This is a genomic window from Arthrobacter celericrescens, assembly GCF_003614925.1.
Taxonomy (GTDB): domain Bacteria; phylum Actinomycetota; class Actinomycetes; order Actinomycetales; family Micrococcaceae; genus Arthrobacter; species Arthrobacter celericrescens.
Genome location: NZ_QYLP01000101.1, coordinates 140,528 through 156,234 on the forward strand (window position 1 = coordinate 140,528; position 15,707 = coordinate 156,234).

Annotated in this window: 14 protein-coding genes and 2 tRNA genes; 2 read left to right on the top strand and 14 right to left on the bottom strand. The window is 66.9% G+C overall.

The genetic code is table 11. The features are described 5' to 3' along the window. Positions 1–83: 83 nt before the first annotated feature. From D3654_RS20165 to D3654_RS20175, 3 genes are read right to left on the bottom strand one after another with little or no spacing between them, the layout of a single operon-like run. Entirely contained in the window at positions 84–962 is an 879-nt protein-coding gene (locus tag D3654_RS20165; protein ID WP_120523209.1) for a carbohydrate ABC transporter permease, read from the bottom strand. Further along, positions 959–1,903 carry a carbohydrate ABC transporter permease gene (locus D3654_RS20170; RefSeq protein WP_120523210.1) on the bottom strand — a complete coding sequence of 315 codons (945 nt, stop codon included), beginning with the start codon at positions 1,901–1,903 and terminating at the stop codon, positions 959–961. Before D3654_RS20170 ends, D3654_RS20165 begins: the two co-directional genes overlap by 4 nt. A gap of 5 nt (positions 1,904–1,908) precedes the next feature. Further along, positions 1,909–3,225 carry an extracellular solute-binding protein gene (locus D3654_RS20175; RefSeq protein WP_120523211.1) on the bottom strand — a complete coding sequence of 439 codons (1,317 nt, stop codon included), beginning with the start codon at positions 3,223–3,225 and terminating at the stop codon, positions 1,909–1,911. A gap of 213 nt (positions 3,226–3,438) precedes the next feature. On the opposite strand from D3654_RS20175, the gene D3654_RS20180 reads away from it, so the two are divergent. Continuing rightward, positions 3,439–4,659 carry an ROK family protein gene (locus D3654_RS20180; RefSeq protein ID WP_120523212.1) on the top strand — a complete coding sequence of 407 codons (1,221 nt, stop codon included), beginning with the start codon at positions 3,439–3,441 and terminating at the stop codon, positions 4,657–4,659. Between the two features lie 105 nt (positions 4,660–4,764). Here the strand turns inward: D3654_RS20180 and D3654_RS20185 are convergent, their stop codons facing one another. The 11 genes from D3654_RS20185 to D3654_RS20235 form a co-directional block, all read right to left on the bottom strand. Beyond that, positions 4,765–5,523, bottom strand: coding sequence for an HNH endonuclease signature motif containing protein (locus tag D3654_RS20185; RefSeq protein ID WP_162943813.1), 759 nt, complete (start codon positions 5,521–5,523; stop codon positions 4,765–4,767). After that, the gene (locus D3654_RS20190; RefSeq protein ID WP_120523214.1) at positions 5,459–6,133 is read right to left on the bottom strand and encodes a DUF222 domain-containing protein; all 675 of its coding nucleotides are present in this window, start codon (positions 6,131–6,133) and stop codon (positions 5,459–5,461) included. Before D3654_RS20190 ends, D3654_RS20185 begins: the two co-directional genes overlap by 65 nt. Positions 6,134–6,205: 72 nt before the next feature. Then, positions 6,206–7,774 (bottom strand): Na+/H+ antiporter, encoded by a 1,569-nt coding sequence (locus D3654_RS20195; protein WP_120523215.1) that lies wholly within the window; start codon positions 7,772–7,774, stop codon positions 6,206–6,208. Positions 7,775–7,777: 3 nt separating this feature from the next. Then, positions 7,778–8,437: an SDR family oxidoreductase gene (locus tag D3654_RS20200; protein ID WP_120523216.1), complete on the bottom strand. Its 660-nt coding sequence runs from the start codon at positions 8,435–8,437 to the stop codon at positions 7,778–7,780. 64 nt (positions 8,438–8,501) lie between these two features. Next, positions 8,502–8,578 (bottom strand) — tRNA-Met (locus tag D3654_RS20205). A gap of 61 nt (positions 8,579–8,639) precedes the next feature. Then, positions 8,640–8,711 (bottom strand) — tRNA-Thr (locus tag D3654_RS20210). A 217-nt stretch (positions 8,712–8,928) separates the two neighbouring features. Continuing rightward, the gene (locus tag D3654_RS20215) at positions 8,929–9,456 is read right to left on the bottom strand and encodes a hypothetical protein (protein WP_162943814.1); all 528 of its coding nucleotides are present in this window, start codon (positions 9,454–9,456) and stop codon (positions 8,929–8,931) included. Positions 9,457–9,607: 151 nt separating this feature from the next. Beyond that, a complete protein-coding gene (locus tag D3654_RS20220; RefSeq protein WP_120523218.1) occupies positions 9,608–11,707 on the bottom strand; it encodes a DEAD/DEAH box helicase in 2,100 nt (699 codons plus the stop codon). A 394-nt stretch (positions 11,708–12,101) separates the two neighbouring features. Continuing rightward, entirely contained in the window at positions 12,102–12,764 is a 663-nt protein-coding gene (locus tag D3654_RS20225) for an MOSC domain-containing protein (protein ID WP_120523219.1), read from the bottom strand. Between the two features lie 9 nt (positions 12,765–12,773). Beyond that, positions 12,774–13,448 carry a response regulator gene (locus D3654_RS20230; protein WP_120523220.1) on the bottom strand — a complete coding sequence of 225 codons (675 nt, stop codon included), beginning with the start codon at positions 13,446–13,448 and terminating at the stop codon, positions 12,774–12,776. After that, entirely contained in the window at positions 13,445–14,974 is a 1,530-nt protein-coding gene (locus D3654_RS20235; protein WP_120523221.1) for a sensor histidine kinase, read from the bottom strand. Before D3654_RS20235 ends, D3654_RS20230 begins: the two co-directional genes overlap by 4 nt. Positions 14,975–15,092: 118 nt before the next feature. Between D3654_RS20235 and D3654_RS20240 the strand changes: the two genes are divergently transcribed. Beyond that, positions 15,093–15,707, top strand: coding sequence for a Tat pathway signal protein (locus D3654_RS20240; RefSeq protein ID WP_245413348.1), 615 nt, complete (start codon positions 15,093–15,095; stop codon positions 15,705–15,707).

Below are 15,707 nucleotides of genomic sequence, written 5' to 3' on the forward strand. Positions count from 1 at the left end.
CCTTTTCAGGTAGTAAGAAGCGGTGGGAGGAACGACGACGGCGGGTTCCCGCCGTCGTCGTTCCTGCTTTTTGGCGGGGCGCCTCAGGACTTGGAGCCGGAGAGCGCGATGCCATCCACGATCTGCCGCTGGGCGACGGCAAAGATGATCAGCAGCGGTGCAGCCACGAGCGTTGTGGCCGACATCAGGGAGGTCCAGTCGGCGCCGTACTGGCCCTTGAACTGGTTCACCAGCAACGGGAGGGTGAAGTTGGCGTCGCTGTTGAGGAAGATCAGCGGGCCGAAGAAGTTGTTCCACTGGCCGAGGAAGGTGAAGATCCCCAATGCGGTAAGCGGAGTGCGCAGCAGCGGCAGGATCATGGTGGTGAAGACCCTGAAGCGGCTGGCGCCGTCCAGTTCCGCGGCTTCTTCAAGTTCCAGGGGAATGCCCTTGATGTACTGGCGCATAAGGAAGACCCCGAAAGCGCTGAACAGGGAAGCCGGCATGATCAGTGACAGCGGCGTATCGATCCAACCAAGCCATCCCATGATGATGTAAAGCGGGATGATGGTCAGCTGGGCCGGGACCATCATGGTGGCCAGGAACACCATGAAGAGGGGCTTGCTTCCTCGGAAGTCGATCCTGGCAAAGGCGTAGGCGGCCATGGTGCTGGTCAACAGCGAAACGACGGTGACGGTCACGGCGATGTACGTGCTGTTCCAGAAACCCCGGACGAAGTCAGCGCCGGCAAAGGCGGTCTCATAGCCGCCGGTGGTCCACGCCTCCGGCAGGAAGGTGGGCGGCTGGCGGAAGATCTCATCCAACGGTTTGAACGAGGAGAACATCATCCACAGGAACGGCAGCGCCATGAGCGCGGCGCAGGTGGCCAGCGCGAGGTGCAGGATGATCTTTCCCGGGCGGACCGGCCGGCGGCGCGTCCGCGGTTCCTGGGAGCGGGCAATGTTTCGGGTGAGGGTGCTCATTCTGCGTAGTGAACCCATCTCTTCTGGGCGGCCATCTGCAGCCCGGTGACGCCGAGCAGGACCAGGAACAGCAGGAACGCCAGGGCTGAAGCGGCTCCGAAGTTAAACTCGCGGAAGGCCATTTGGACAATCTCGTAGACGATGGTGCGGGCCTCGTCCGGCGCGCTTGAGTCCATGAAGACGTAGATGTAGTCGAAGACCTGGAAGGAGCCGATGATCGAGGTGATCGAGAGGAACAGGATGGTCGGTGAGATCAGCGGCACCGTGACGTGCCACAGCTTCTGCCACGCCGAGCAACCGTCCAGTTCGGCGGCTTCAAGGTAGGAGGCACCGATGCTTTGCAGGCCGGCCATGAACATCACCAATTGGTAGCCCAGGCCCTGCCAGATCGCCACGACGGCGAAGGACGGAATGATGAACGCCGGATCCTGCAGCCAGTTGGGGGCCGGGATCCCGATGGAACGCAAGGCGCTGTTGATGGGACTGATCTCAGGGTTGAACAGGTAGAGCCAGATGGTGGCGACAGCCACCGAGGAAGTGACCACCGGGGCAACGAAGCCAAGGCGGTAGACGTTGGTCATCTTCCCTGCCTTCTGCATGAACAACGCGAAGAGGAAAGCAGTGATCATCACACCGGGGACCTGCAAGACGGTGAACCACACGGTATTGATCGCCGAACGCTGGATGCGGGGATTCTCGAAGAGTTCGGTGAAGTTGGAGAGACCCGCGAAGGTAGCTGCGCCGAACCCGTCCCAGTGGCTGAAGGCCAGATAGAGGGCAAAACCCAAGGGGCCGACCATGAAGACGATCAGGCCCACAAGCTGGGGCGAAAGAAAGACGAGGGCCGCGATGGTGTCCTTACGGTGCCGCCGGGACACCTTGCGGCGTGGCGGGGCGGGTACGGCATCTGCGCTGGCCCGGATCTGTGTGTCCAGTGACATCTTGCTTAGCCGTTCACCAGCTTGCTGACCGCTTCGGAGAAGGAGGCGGCGGTGGTCGACGGGTTCTTGAAAAGCTTGTCAACAAGCGTCGGCAGTTCCGTGGCGGTCTTGGCGTTGGACACGAAGGCGTTCGGCATCGCGAAGCCCTTCGCAACAACGTCATTGAACAGTTTGCCGTGGGCAGGAACCCCGCCTTCGGTGGCGAGTCCATCCAGGCCCCTGACCGACGCCACGGCGTTGCCACCTCCGGAAAGGCGGAACTGCTGGCCCTCCTTGGACACGTAGTTGCCGATCAGTTCGAGTGCCTTTTCCCGGTTCTTGGCCTTCGCGTTCAGGGCAATCGCTGCGGTGGCAACGGGAACCGGCATGATGTCCTTGCCGGTGGGCGAAGGCAGCGGTGCAATGTCATAGCCAAACTTGGCGGTCTTCAAAGTGGGCAGAGCCCAGCGGCCCACGTTGTTGAAGGCAAGCTGGCCGGCCAGGAAAAGGGCGTCGCCGCTCTGGCCCTTCGGCAACGAACCCGCGTAGGTGATGTTGCCTGACTTGAACTGCTCCAGCAGCCAGGACAGGCCTTCCTGCGCCTTGGCGTCGTCGGCGAAGACAATCCTGCCGGACTCATCCTGGAGTTTGCCGCCGAAGGCCGTGACGGCCCAGACCCAGTTGAACCACCAGTTGGACAGGATCAGTCCCTTCTTGCCCGAGCCGCGGACCTTGTCCAAGGCATCGGTGAAGGCGTCAAAGTTCCACGTGCCGCCGTCGAACAGCTGGGCGGGGTCCGAGCTGACGCCCGCAGCGGAGAGGACGTCTTTGTTGAACCACAAAACCGAGGGGTTGCAGTCGACCGGAAGGCCATAGAGACCGGTGCCGTCGGCAGCCTTGCACCATTGGTACAGACCTTCCGGGAATTCGTCCAGCTTCACCGGGGATTTCCCGTGTGAAAGATAGTCGCTCAGATCCGAGACCTGCTTCGAAGCGATGAACTTGGCCATCTGCCCGTCACCGACGTAGAAAGCGTCCGGCGCGGCCCCGCCGGCCAGTTGGGAAAGGAGCTTCGCCTCGTAGTCCCCCACGACTGCCTGGAAGCTGACCTTGGCGTTGATCTTCTTGGACAGTTCCTCGGCGAACTTCTTGTAGCGCTCCCCCTCACCGGGGTTTGCCCATGCCGCCCAGGAGACACTGCCGCCGGCACCGGAGCTGCCAGGGGTAGAACCGCCACCACATGCGGCCAGTGCCGGCGCCGCAGCGAGGCCCAGGGCACCCAGCATGCCCGTGCGCAGGAGGGCGCGGCGGTCGACGGTGCGTGAGAGGAGGGAGTCAGACATCTGCGTCGGTCCTTTCATCAGAGCGGCTGGGCCAACGTCGGCCCGTTCACTCAATTTTAATTAGGAGGTAAATTTACTACCTATCGCAAGTATGGAGTGAGGCTCGCCACGGAGTCAAGAAGATTGGAAGATGGAAGGAAAGGTAAATTTATGGACTAAATTTAGAGAGAGTGAGCTGCCGCTTAGCGGTGGGTACAAGATGGGGAGGTTGGGATGGTTGAGACTGCACCGTCCACGCAGATCGTGCGCAGGGTGAATGCGAGTGCCATGCTCAAGGCGATGCGCGGGGCCGGCATTGTGACCGGCACTGACCTCATGGCTGCCACCGGACTTTCCCGCGCTACCGTCATTTCCATCTGCGATGAGCTCGTCCGGCTCGGCTGGCTGCAGGAGCTGGAAAACCAGCGGGGCGCCGGCGGCTACGTCAAGGGCCGGCCGGCGCGCAGGTTCAGGTTCGACGACCGCGCTGCCAGCGTGTTGGGCATCGACATCGGCGCCAACAAGGTCACCGCCATCGTTGCCGACATGGCCGGAACAGCCCTGTCCCAGATCACCATGCCTTTCCGCGCGTACATCGTGCCCGCCGCTGAGCGGGCCGATGCCCTGGAACAGATCGCGGCGGAGGCCCTGGAACAAGCGAGCGTTTCAGCGGACTCGGTCCTTGCTGTGTCCGTGGGAGTCGCCGCCCCGGTCAGCCGCGACGGCGAGGTCCTCACCGCCCAGGAATTCTGGCGGTCCTTCGATGTCCGGGGGATTGTCTCCGAGCGCCATGGCTGGCACGTGCTCCTGGAGAACGACGCTAACCTTGCCACGCTCGCCGAACGCTGGCAGGGCACGGCCAGGGGCGTCGACAACCTCGTGGTCATGTTGGCCGGTGACCGTCTCGGTTCCGGGGTGCTTGAATCGGGCCGTCTGCTCCACGGCCAGCTCGGCGGTTTCGGCGAGCTCGGGTATCTCGAGAACGTGGACGGCGTCGGCGACACCCGCGGCATTGCCCACTACGCGGCCGTCTGGGGGCAGGAGGCCCTCGCGGCTCATCCGCGGTCCCGGCTCCGCACGCTCTGCGACGGCGATCCTTCCGCGCTCACGCCCGAGATGGTTTTCGCGGCGGCCGCGGACGGCGACAAGGCTGCGAAGGAAGTCCTCGAACGCCTTGCGCACCGGATGGCCCGGGTGGTCGGCTCCCTGAGCACCCTGGTCAACCCCGAACTCGTCGTCCTCGCGGGCGCCGTCGCAGCCTCGGCCGCTGCCCTTATCCCCGCCATCGACAAGCATCTCCCGCAGTTCACCCACACTCCCCCGCGGATTGAAGCCTCAGCCCTGGGCGATGGGATCGTCTCGATCGGCGCCGTCCGGCACGCCCTGGACTACGTGGAGGAAAACGCCCTTGACGTCTATCCGGCGTCACTGCCGAAGCAAGAGGATGCCTCCTGAACGGCTAACGATCGAACACCCGCCTCGCCTTCAGGGCAAGGCAGGGCAGAGCAGAGCAGGGCAACTCAGCACAGGGCGACCGGGTGCGCGATTCAGCATGGCGGTTCAGAACGGTGGCGGGTTTGAGGCATTGCCCGGCACCGGCTCCGGGGTGGCGGCACCGCGGGCCTGTCCTCCTGCGTTGATACCGCTGGTTGTATGGGTTGGCGGTATGGGCGGGTGGTCTGCGTAGCTTCGGCCGGCGGGGCTGGCCCATTCCAGGACGCCGCCACTGGCCTGCCGGAGCTTCCATCGTGAGTGATGTTTGAGCAAGTGGTGGCGCCGGCACAACCCAGCGAGATTGCCGGTTTCGGTGGTTCCGCCAAGAGCTGCGTCGTGAGTGTGGTCCAGATCCAAGTCCCGGGCCTTGATCCCGCAGCCCGGGAAGCGGCATCTGGCGTCCCGGGCGGTCAGGAGGCTTTTGAGGTCTTCACCAGGGCGGTACCTGTCCACCGCCAGCACTGCACCGGTGATCGGATTGGTCAGGACCCTGTTCCACGCGGCGGCCTGCCCGGCGAGGATTCGTGCCGTGGCGAGGTCGATGGGGTGGCGCCCGTCCAGTTCCGCCGGGACGTGGGCGGGGTTGTCGAAAGCGGCGCTGCCGAGAACGGTGCCGCCCGCCTCCGTCGTCCTGCCGGCGCCGGGATTGTCCGCGCAGGGGCCTTCATTTGCCGTGGGACATTCGCGGCCGATCAGGGTCAGCACCGGGACGGTGACCTCCACCCGCGCGGTGATGGCGGCGAGCAGACCGTCCGGGGTGTCATGCCCGGTGGGGACACCGCGCAGCAACAGGTCCGCGAAGAGATCGGCACGGAGCTGATCCATGCACCGGGATCCCCCGGCGGCTCACCCGCACACAGCGGTCAGCGACAGCCCGCTCATGCCGGGCAGCCAAGGCTTCGGGCCGGGCTTTCTCTGCCTCCCGGCCAGCCAGGCGACGCAACCGGCCCGGCGCCTGCTGCTCAGCACACGGCAGGACCGCGGCCTCAAACCCGGCCAACGCCTCGGGTCCGTCCAGGGAGGTTCCGGCGTCCTGGATGACCCGGACATGCGCCAGGCTGATCCGCCCGTCCGCCAGGGCACCGAAGGTGGCCGGGAAACGGTCCAACAACTCCACTGCCTGGCCCATCTGCCGCTGGATCGTCCGGTCACTCGCGCGGATCGCTGTGGCGATCTCCGCCGCCACCGCGCGCTGCGCCAGCTCAGCCGACCGCAAACCCCACGCCGAAACACCCTGCCCGGGACCGCCGTCGTCGTCCATCACCTCCGCAACCTTGGACGCCAGAGCGAGCGTGTACTCCCGTAGCGCCTGCAAACCGGCGATCGCCGACTCCACAGCCTGCAAGGTCGAAACCAGACCGTCCAGCACCACCACAGGATCGAACACCGCATCAGGCTGCGGCGTCCCTTCCCTCAACCCAGCGGTGGTCTCCATGAACCCATTCAAGCAAGGGGGTCGGACATTACTAGCCCCCGCAGCGCCAGGCGTTTGTGAGAAGACCCGCCCCTACTCCGGCATCGCCATGGTTCGCAGGTCCAGTTGCCGCAGCACGCGGTCGGCGACCTCCGGATCGGTGCCCGGCTCGCCGCGCGCCGTGACCACTTCCTGGCGGGCGGCGTCGAGTGCGATCGTCTGGACTGTGATGGCGAGCTCCCGTCCCCGCCGGCGCTTCTCCTCCTGGCTCTCGTTCTTGAGCGTGCCGTCCAGCAGTTCGGCGTGCAGCCGGGCCATCTTCTGCTTCACGAGCGCCACCTTGTCCGCCGGAAGCTCCTTCATGAGCTCGTGGTCCTTGAGGGCGGCAATGGCGGCCCTCTGGGCGCGGCCAGCCAACAGCTTGGCGGCATTCGCCTCGTGGGAACCGTCCTCGGCCGCCTTCAGCACGCGCATGAGCCATGGCAGGGTCAGGCCCGGGAACACCAGGGTGGCCAGCAGCACCGCGCAGGCGATCACGAGGATTTCGTGCCGGGCTGGGAAGTCGGCGCCGTCCGAGGTGGTCAGCGGGAGCGCGAGGGCGAGGGCCAGGGTGGCCAGGCCGCGCATGCCGCACCAGGTGAGGATCAGCACTTCCTTGAAGGACGTGGGCTGGAGCGCTCTCTTGCGCCGGGCGGACAACGCCAGCAGGCCAAGCCAGCCGAAGCGCACCGCGAACACGAGGACACAGACCACCGCGGCCATGCCGACCATCCCGAACACCGCCGTCCCCTCGTCCCGGATCACGTGCCGGATCTCCAGGCCCACCAGGCCGAACGCCAGGCCCGTGGCCAGCAGCTCCACGACGTCCCAGAAGGCCGTACGGGTGACCCGTTCGGCGGCGTCCTGCGGGCGGGCGTGGCGCTGGGTTTCCAGGGCGGTCACGACGACGGCGATCACCCCGGAGGCGTGCACCTCTTCCGCCAGGATGTACGCAGCAAACGGAATCACCAGAGTGACGGCGCTACGCGCCACCATCGAGGTGACGAGCTTGTTGATGAGCCTTCCGAACCAGCCCATGGCGATGCCCACCAGTACCGCCAGCGCGGCACCAAGGATGAACTCCCACGCGATGTTGGGACCGAGGTGCGTTCCGGCGACGGTGGCGGCCACCGCGGCCTGGAAGATCACGATGGCCGCGGCGTCGTTGAAGAGGCCTTCGCTCTGCAGCACCGTGATGAGCCGGCGGGGCATGTGCACCCGTCCAGCCACGGACTCCACCGCCACCGGGTCCGGGGGCGCCACCATGGCGCCCAGGGCGATCGCGGCGGGAATGCCGATGCCCGGGATCATGAGCCAGGCAGCCCCGGCGACGACCGCCGTCGAGACCACTACTAGGGCCACCGCCATCAGCAGCAGCGTCCGCCAGCGCACCCTGAAGACCGCCCAGGAACTCTTCTGGGCCGTCGCGAACAGCAAGGGCGGGAGGAAGATCGGCAGGATCAGTTCGGGGTCGATCTCCAGCTCCGGGAAGCCCGGGATGAAGGTCAGGGCCACTGCTATCAGCAGCATCAGGACAGGGTACGGCAGGCGCAGCCTGTCCCCCAGGCCCACGGCCGCCACTGTCGCGAGCAGCAGCCCGATGATGAGTGCGAGCTGGTCCATGCGTCAGGAGTCCCCCGTCAAAGCCTCCACGACGTCCGTGGCTCCGTCCCGGAACTCGATGGTCCGGCCGATGGTTTCGGGCAGTTCCAGCACGGCAGCGGCCACCAGCGCGACGTTTGACCGCGACGTCCCGGTGCCGGTGGAGGGGTCCGCCGGGTTGACGTCGATCAGGCCGGTGGCGGGATCGTTGTTCAGGGTGCCGGGACCGAGGACGGTCCAGTCAAGCTTGCTGCCGCGCAGGTACTCGTCCGCCGCGGCCTTGGCCTCGGCGTAGGGGAAGAAGCTGTGGTTCTCGGGGATGCCGTGACCCGGACCGGCGCCGAAGTAGGACACCATCACATAGCGCTTGACGCCGGCCTGCGCCGCGGCGTCCATCGAGCGGATGGCAGCGTCGCGGTCCACGGCGTAAGTGCGTGCCGGATTGCCGCCGCCGGCACCGGCAGACCAGACCACGGCGTCGCTGCCGCCCAGCGCGGCGGCGATCTCCGCCGTCGTGGAATGCTCGACGTCGAGGATCACCGGGGAGGCTCCGCTCGCGGTGACGTCGGCGGCGTGGCCGGGGTTCCGGATGAGGGACGTGACGGTATGGCCTTCGTCACTGAGGATGCGGGCAAGCTGCAGAGCCACTTTTCCGTGGCCGCCGATGATCGTGATCCGAGGCATTTACCCATTCAAGCAGGTGGGAAAACAAAAGACCCCGCGGACCGTAATCCGCGGGGTCATTCATTGGTAGCGGTGGGGAGGCTCGATCTCCCGACCTCACGATTATGAGTCGTGCGCTCTAACCAACTGAGCTACACCGCCACGAATGAGGAAAACCTGTGCCAAGCCGGTCAAAACCGCCTTGACACAGGCTCTCATTCAGAGCCCCCTGCCGGAATCGATCCGGCGACCTCGTTCTTACCAAGAACGCGCTCTACCACTGAGCTAAGGGGGCAACGAGTAAGTACTCTACCGGAGGTTCGCCCCTGACACCAAATCGGCGCCGAAGGGGGCAAATACCGGCCCCGACACAATTTGCGAAGCACCCGGAACGGTGTTCCAGGGGCCTCAAATTCGGGGGCGGAAGCGCCGCCGTCGTGACCCTCTTTGGAGGCGGAACGCACCTACTTGCGGCGTGTCCTTCACCGTTGGGCGCTAAAGGGCTGCGGCGGTTATCGCCGATTCCCGACCTCGCCGTGCCAGTATCGCCCGTCCTCGCTCCCGGTGCGCAAGACAGTGTCTGGCTGCGAATGCGCCGGCCACATCTGTAGGAGATAGGCATCGACTGGATGCTCGGAGAACTCACCGGCGTGCCCCTGATCCCGTCCCCTGGCGCTGACCCGCAAGCGGTAGCCGCCCGGTGGGATTGCGCCGAGCATTCCCCGGTTCTCCCCGGCCCAGGTGATCCACCGCAACTCATGTCCTCGCGGGAAGATGAAGGAAACCTCGACGACGTCCTCCCAGGAGGCCTCATCGTCCGCGGGTGGAGCGTCCATCAAGACGATGCTTACGGGCGACCCGCCTGACCGGCGGGCAAGGTTGATGTACACGCCATGGGGATCGGAAGCGCCGACCAAGCCGATGACCTGACCAGCAAAGAAGCGGTCAAAGTTTCCATCAAAACCGCCGCTCTCGCTCCAGACGAGGTCGAACTGTCCGTAGTCGGTCTCGACAATTTGGTCAAGCAGCAATCGTTCCACAGCATCACGATACGGCCCGCCCTTGAGATTGCCCGTCAACACCGGACAAGCGTCACGGATTTCCGAAGCTACGGCTCGAGCGGAGGAAGATTCCGGAGGATCGACAAAGAAGGCTCCGTCCCGGAGGGGACGGAGCCTTCAGCAGCAGTCTTTACCACTTGCCCTTGCGGTTGAAATCACGGTGTCCACCCTCGCCGCCGTGGCGGGGCTTGCGGGCGCCGTTGCCGTGGCCGCCAAAGCGGGAGTCGCTGGCCTGGCCGCGGTCGCGGTCGCCGAAGCTGCGCTCGGACCGCTCGCTGTAGGAACGGCCGCCGCGGTCAGCGGAAGAACGCTCGCCGTCATTGCGGCGGAAGTCCTTCTTGAAGCCGCCGTTGCCCTTGAAGTTGCCACGGTTCTCGCGGTCGCCGTAGCCGCCGCGGTCGCGGTTGGGCTTGCGGCCGGAGTCCAGCTCCAGGTGGATCAGCTCGCCGCCGATCCGGGTGCGGGACAGGGCGCGCAGCTGCTCGGGGCTCAGGTCCGCCGGGAGCTCCACCAGGGAGTGGTCCGAGCGGATGTCGATGCCGCCGATCTGCGAGGACGAGATGCCGCCCTCGTTGGCGATGGCACCCACGATGGAGCCCGGCATGACGCGCTGGCGGCGTCCGACGGCGATCCGGTACGTGGCGTTGCCCTCGGTCAGCGGGCGGGTCGGGCCACGGGAGCCGAAGCCGTCCTTGCCGCGTTCGCGCTTCTGGAATTCCGGAGCAGCCGGCAGTTCCTTGACCAGCAGCGGCTGGCCGCCCTGGGCCATGACGGCCAGGGCCGCGGCGATCTCGGCCGCGGGAACGTTGTGCTCTTCCTCGTAGGAGGCAATCAGGTCGCGGAACAGTGCCACGTCCTCGGACTCGAGGGTCTCCGTGATGCGCTCGGCGAACTTGCCCAGGCGCAGCGAGTTGACGGTCTCCGCGGTGGGCAGGTGCATCTGCTCCACGCTCTGGCGGGTGGCCTTCTCGATGGCGCGCAGCAGGTACTTCTCGCGCGGGGTCATGAACAGGATCGCGTCACCGGCGCGGCCCGCACGGCCGGTACGGCCGATGCGGTGCACGTAGGACTCGGTGTCATGCGGGATGTCGTAGTTGACCACGTGGCTGATGCGCTCGACGTCGAGGCCGCGGGCGGCGACGTCGGTGGCCACCAGGATGTCGATGCGGCCTTCCTTCAGGGCATCCACAGTGCGCTCACGCTGCTGCTGCGGGATGTCGCCGTTGATGGCGGCGGCCTGGAAACCGCGGGCCTTCAATTTGTCGGCGAGGTCCTCGGTGGCCATCTTGGTGCGCACGAAGGCGATGACGCCGTCGAACTCTTCGACCTCGAGGATGCGGGTCATCGCGTCCAGCTTGTGCGGGCCCATGACCTGCACGTAGCGCTGGCGGATGTTGGAGCCCGTGGAGGTCTTGGACTTGACGGAGACCTCGGCCGGGTTGTTCAGGTACTGCTTGGACATGCGGCGGATCTGGCCCGGCATGGTGGCGGAGAACAAGGCCACCTGGCGGGACTCCGGGGTTTCCTGGAAGATCTGCTCGACGTCGTCCGCGAAGCCCATGCGCAGCATCTCGTCGGCTTCGTCCAGCACCAGATACTGGAGTTCGGAGAGGTCCAGGGAGCCCTTGGCGATGTGGTCGATCACGCGGCCGGGGGTACCCACAACCACCTGGGCGCCGCGGCGCAGGCCGGCCAACTGCGGGCCGTAGGCGGAACCGCCGTAGACCGGGAGGACGGTGAAGTCCTCCATGTGCTTGGCGTAGGAGGTGAAGGCCTCGGCAACCTGGAGGGCCAGTTCGCGGGTCGGAGCCAGGACAAGGGCCTGGGTCTTGCGGGAGGGGCCGTTGAGGTCGTGCAGCTCGGCCAGGCGGGACAGGGCCGGGACGGCGAACGCGGCGGTCTTGCCGGTACCGGTCTGGGCCAGGCCCACGACATCGCGGCCCTCAAGGAGCAGCGGAATGGTGGCGGCCTGGATGGGGGACGGCTTCTCGTAGCCGACGTCCTGCAGGGCGGCGAGCACACGGCCGTCGAGGCCGAGGTCGGTGAAGCGGACGCCTTCGTCTTCGTCCTCCGCCGGGGCGGAAGCGGGGGCGGCGGCTTCCGCGGGGGCGGGGGCGGGAGCGGCGGCTTCGGCGGGAGCCTCGGCGGCTTCCGCTGCGGGAGCCTCAGGCGCGGTGTCGACGGTCTCGGTGGTGTCGGCGTCGAGCGTTTCGTTCGGGTTTTCGGGCATAGGGGAAGATTTCCTCATCCATAGGTGGCCAGTCGGCGCGGCCCGGTTGGGCTTGGCCGCAGTACTCGTCGCACACGGCTGAACCTGGGCCCGGCCGTACGCAAAGAAGTCCGGCGCTGTCGCAATCCCATGGCAGGACTTCGCGCTGCATCTCTTGGCTGCCATCCCGGCAGTCTGTACAGCGTTTTCTTCGCCCGGCTCTCCCTATGAAAATGCCCGCTTCAATTCCGCGGGCCCCAACACTGACCAGTCCTGCCTCAAAAATTGGGCAGGAAAAAGGGATTTCCGGAGTGGGGGATACATCCATTGTAGGGTACGGCGCGGCGGGCCCGTGACACAGGGCCCGACGGCGGCGGTGAGCTTGCGCACAAAAGCCCCGGTCGGGAGCGCGGTGTCAGCTGGTGACGCCGGCCCGGCGCATGACCTTTTCGAACTCGTCGTGGTACTCCGGCTGGAGGCGGATCTCGCCGTCGGCTTCGGCGTCGAGCAGTGTCTGGACGTCCTCCACGGTGGGATCGCTGAACCACTTTCCCACCGTGATGCCGTGCTTGGGCACGAAGATCCGGTGGATGTGATCGCCGGCGGAGATGCTGCCCGTCTTCACCACACGCAGGTAGCAGCCGACCCTGCCGGCCTCGGTGAAGCGCTTGACCCACTGCGGCTCGTCCATGACGCGCTGGAACGTGGCGCAGGGAACGCGCGGCGAGGTCACTTCGACCTCCAGGTCCAGGCCGATCTTCCAGCGTTCGCCGATCACCGCGCCCGTGGTGTCGATGCCGCGCACGCGCAGGTTCTCACCGAAGATGCCCGGCGGCAGCTCGCGCTCAAGCCGCGCGACCCAGAAGTCGGCGTCCTCCTGCGAATAGGCGTAGAGGGCCTGGTCCTCCCCGCCGTGGTGCACGCGGCTGGCCTGGACGTCGCCGTGCACACCGAGCTTGTGGACCTTGACTGGTCCTTCGACGGGGCGTTTGTCGATGGCGGTGACGCCAACGCTGCCTTCAGGATCGGCCAGGAGCTGGTGTACCCGGCAGACTGCGATCAACGATGCGGTGTCCATGGGACCAGTCTACGGATCAAAGCGGTAGCCCATGCCCGCCTCGGTGTGCAGGTGCCTGGGCGCGGAGGGGTCGCTTTCGAGCTTGCGGCGGAGCTGGGCGATGTAGACGCGCAGGTACTGGGTTTCCTTGGCATAGGCCTGGCCCCACACCTGGGTGAGGATCTGCTGCTGGCTGACCAGTTTTCCGGCGTTGCGGACCAGCAGTTCGAGGATGCTCCATTCCGTGGGGGTCAGCCGCACCTCGCCGCCGTCCTTGACGATCTTTTTGCCGGCCAGGTCCACCACGAAGTCGGCGGTTTCCAGGGTGGGCGCCTCGTCCCGCGGCCCGGCCCGGCGGGAGGCGGCCCGCAGCCGCGCGAGCAGCTCGTCGAGGCCGAACGGTTTGGTCACATAGTCGTCCGCGCCGGCGTCGAGCGCTTCGACTTTGTCTTCGGAGCCGTGCCGGGCGGACAACACGATGATGGGCATGGTGCTCCAGCCGCGGATTCCGCGGATCACGTCCACGCCGTCCATGTCCGGCAGCCCGAGGTCCAGCACCACGATGTCCACGGGCTGGCTGGCGGCGGCCTTGAGGGCGTCGGAGCCGTTGGAAACGGTGAGCGCCTGGTAGCCGTGGGCGTGCAGGTTGATCTGCATGGCCCGCGCGATCTGCGCCTCGTCCTCGACAATCAGCACCAGGTTCACAGCTGCTCCCCTTCCCACAGCGGCAGGGTGACCACCATGGTCAGGCCGCCGCCCGGCGTCGGCTCCGCGGTCAGGGTGCCGCCCATCGCCTCGGTGAAGCCCTTCGCGACGGCGAGTCCCAGGCCGATTCCGGTACGGCCGTCCTTTGTGGAGCCTGCGTCGTCGAACCGCTGGAACGGCAGGAACAGCGCCAGGACGTCCGACGGCGGCACTCCCCCGCCGTGGTCCGTCACCCGCAGTTCGCTACCGGGACGCCCGCCGACGGCCACCCCCGCGGTGCGGGCCCGCAGCACGATGTCGGACCCGGGTGCGTACTTCACCGCGTTCTCCACGAGGTTGGCCACGACGCGTTCCAGCATCCCGGCGTCGGCCTCGACGGCAGGCAGGTTGGGGGCGATTTCGTTGCGGATGCGGCCCTCCGGCACCCCGCGCAAGGCGTCCGGCAGGACCTGCTCCCAGGCCAGTCCGCGCAGGTGCGGGGTCACGGCGTCGGCAGTGATGCGGGACATGTCCAGCAGGTTGTCCACGAGGTGGCCCAGCCGGTCCGTGTAGTCCTCGATGGTGGCCAACAGTTCGCGTTCGTCCTCCGGGCTGAAGCTGACCTCTTCCTGGCGGAGGCTGCTGACGGCCAGCTTGATCCCGGCCAGCGGCGTGCGCAGGTCGTGGGACACCGCGCGCAGGATGGAAGTGCGCATGGTGTTGCCCTCTGTGAGGCGGATGTTGTCCTGCCTGCTCCGCACCAGTTGCTGCCGCTCGCGCACCGCCACCACGTAGGCGCCGAAGGCCGCCAGCATGCGTTTGTGCTGGCCGGACAGCGGCCCGCCGCGCAGCAGGAGGGTGTAATTGGCGTCGACGACGGCGGCATGGTCGGCCGCGGCGTGGCCCACCGGCGGCTGCGGGCCCGAGGTGGCCAACACGTGCCAGCGCGGTTCCGCCCGCCGGGCGGTGGCAGGAGTGCTGGCCGGGTCCTCGGGCGGTGCGGCCTCCAGCAGTGTGACGGCCTCCATGCCAAGCTTGGAGCGGATCTTGTCGAGGAACGATTCCAGGCTGCCGTCCGAGCGGAGGATCCTGAGGGCAAGTTCGTTCAGCGCCCGTGCCTCTGCCCCGGCGTGCGCTGCTTCCTGCGCCCGCCGGGTGGCCGTGCCCACCGCCAGGCCGATGCCGCTGGCCACCGCGAGGAAGACGACGAGGATGAACAGGGTGGAGGGATCGGCGATCGAGAAGGAGCCCACGGGTTCGGCCGAGAAATAGTTGAGCAGCGAGCTGCCCAGGATGGCCGCGACGACGGCGGGCCAGAGGCCGCCGACGGCGGCCACGGCAGCGGCCACCGCGAGCTGCAAGAGCATGATCATGGCGAAGTTGCGGTAGCCCACCGCCGTCACGAGGAGCTCGACGGCGGGCGGCAGAACCACCGCGAGCGCGAGGCCGGCGACGATCCGGCCGCGCCCGATGCCCGGGACGGCGGGCTGTCCGGGGAAGGCGCCCTTCCCTCCGTCGGCTCCGTTCATTGCGTCAGCTGCGGCCATGCCCCAATTCTGGCACTCCTGCGGGTGCTGCCTGTTCGGCCGGGGCAAGCGCTAGGCTTTCCTCAGCAATCGGGCCGGGTTTTCCGCGCCGTCAAGGAATCCGGGGGGATAAAGAAGTATGGACCCGAACAGCAATCAGGCCGGCGCCGGCGGCCCGGACAGGGATTCCGGCAAAGACGCCGACGGCGGCACGCCCAAGCCGCCGCCCTGGCAGGTTCCACAACCCGAACTGCGGCCGGAGCTGCACCAGCCCGGCGCGGCGCCGGACGGATCCGCGCAGGAGCCGCCCGCCGTCGTCGATCCCTTTGCCCGCGAACACGCGAAACGGGCCGCGGATGCCCAACACCGGAAGAAGCGCTCGCAGCGGCGCACCCTGGTGGTGGGCCTGGGCGTCACCGCGTTGCTCGCCGGAACGATCACGGCGATCGTGGCCAGCCAGGAGAACGACGCGGACTACGCGCAGGTGTGCTTCAACGATGAGACCGGCGAGCGCGTCGAGGACGTCAACTGCGGCAGTTCCGAGGGCCGGGGCTCGGGCTTCTATGCCTGGTACTTCTATTCGCGCGGCTCGAGCGTCCCGGCTGTTGGCCAAAACCGCAGCACGTACCCGAACTACACCCGGACCATGCCCAGCGGCGCGAAGGCCTCCACCGGGTACAGCACCAAGGGCGGAACGGTGAGCCGCGGCGGCTTCGGCGGAAGCTCCAAGGGCGGCGGAAGCACGGGCGGCTGA

Excerpts from the sequence above, each read along its gene's own strand:
- D3654_RS20195 (WP_120523215.1), bottom strand. The coding sequence starts at position 7,774 with ATGGACCAGCTCGCACTCATCATCGGGCTGCTGCTCGCGACAGTGGCG.
- D3654_RS20185 (WP_162943813.1), bottom strand. The coding sequence starts at position 5,523 with ATGGATCAGCTCCGTGCCGATCTCTTCGCGGACCTGTTGCTGCGCGGT.
- D3654_RS20240 (WP_245413348.1), top strand. The coding sequence starts at position 15,093 with ATGGACCCGAACAGCAATCAGGCCGGCGCCGGCGGCCCGGACAGGGAT.
- D3654_RS20165 (WP_120523209.1), bottom strand. The coding sequence starts at position 962 with ATGAGCACCCTCACCCGAAACATTGCCCGCTCCCAGGAACCGCGGACG.
- D3654_RS20235 (WP_120523221.1), bottom strand. The coding sequence starts at position 14,974 with ATGGCCGCAGCTGACGCAATGAACGGAGCCGACGGAGGGAAGGGCGCC.
- D3654_RS20190 (WP_120523214.1), bottom strand. The coding sequence starts at position 6,133 with ATGGAGACCACCGCTGGGTTGAGGGAAGGGACGCCGCAGCCTGATGCG.
- D3654_RS20220 (WP_120523218.1), bottom strand. The coding sequence starts at position 11,707 with ATGCCCGAAAACCCGAACGAAACGCTCGACGCCGACACCACCGAGACC.
- D3654_RS20225 (WP_120523219.1), bottom strand. The coding sequence starts at position 12,764 with ATGGACACCGCATCGTTGATCGCAGTCTGCCGGGTACACCAGCTCCTG.
- D3654_RS20175 (WP_120523211.1), bottom strand. The coding sequence starts at position 3,225 with ATGTCTGACTCCCTCCTCTCACGCACCGTCGACCGCCGCGCCCTCCTG.
- D3654_RS20200 (WP_120523216.1), bottom strand. The coding sequence starts at position 8,437 with ATGCCTCGGATCACGATCATCGGCGGCCACGGAAAAGTGGCTCTGCAG.
- D3654_RS20180 (WP_120523212.1), top strand. The coding sequence starts at position 3,439 with ATGGTTGAGACTGCACCGTCCACGCAGATCGTGCGCAGGGTGAATGCG.
- D3654_RS20170 (WP_120523210.1), bottom strand. The coding sequence starts at position 1,903 with ATGTCACTGGACACACAGATCCGGGCCAGCGCAGATGCCGTACCCGCC.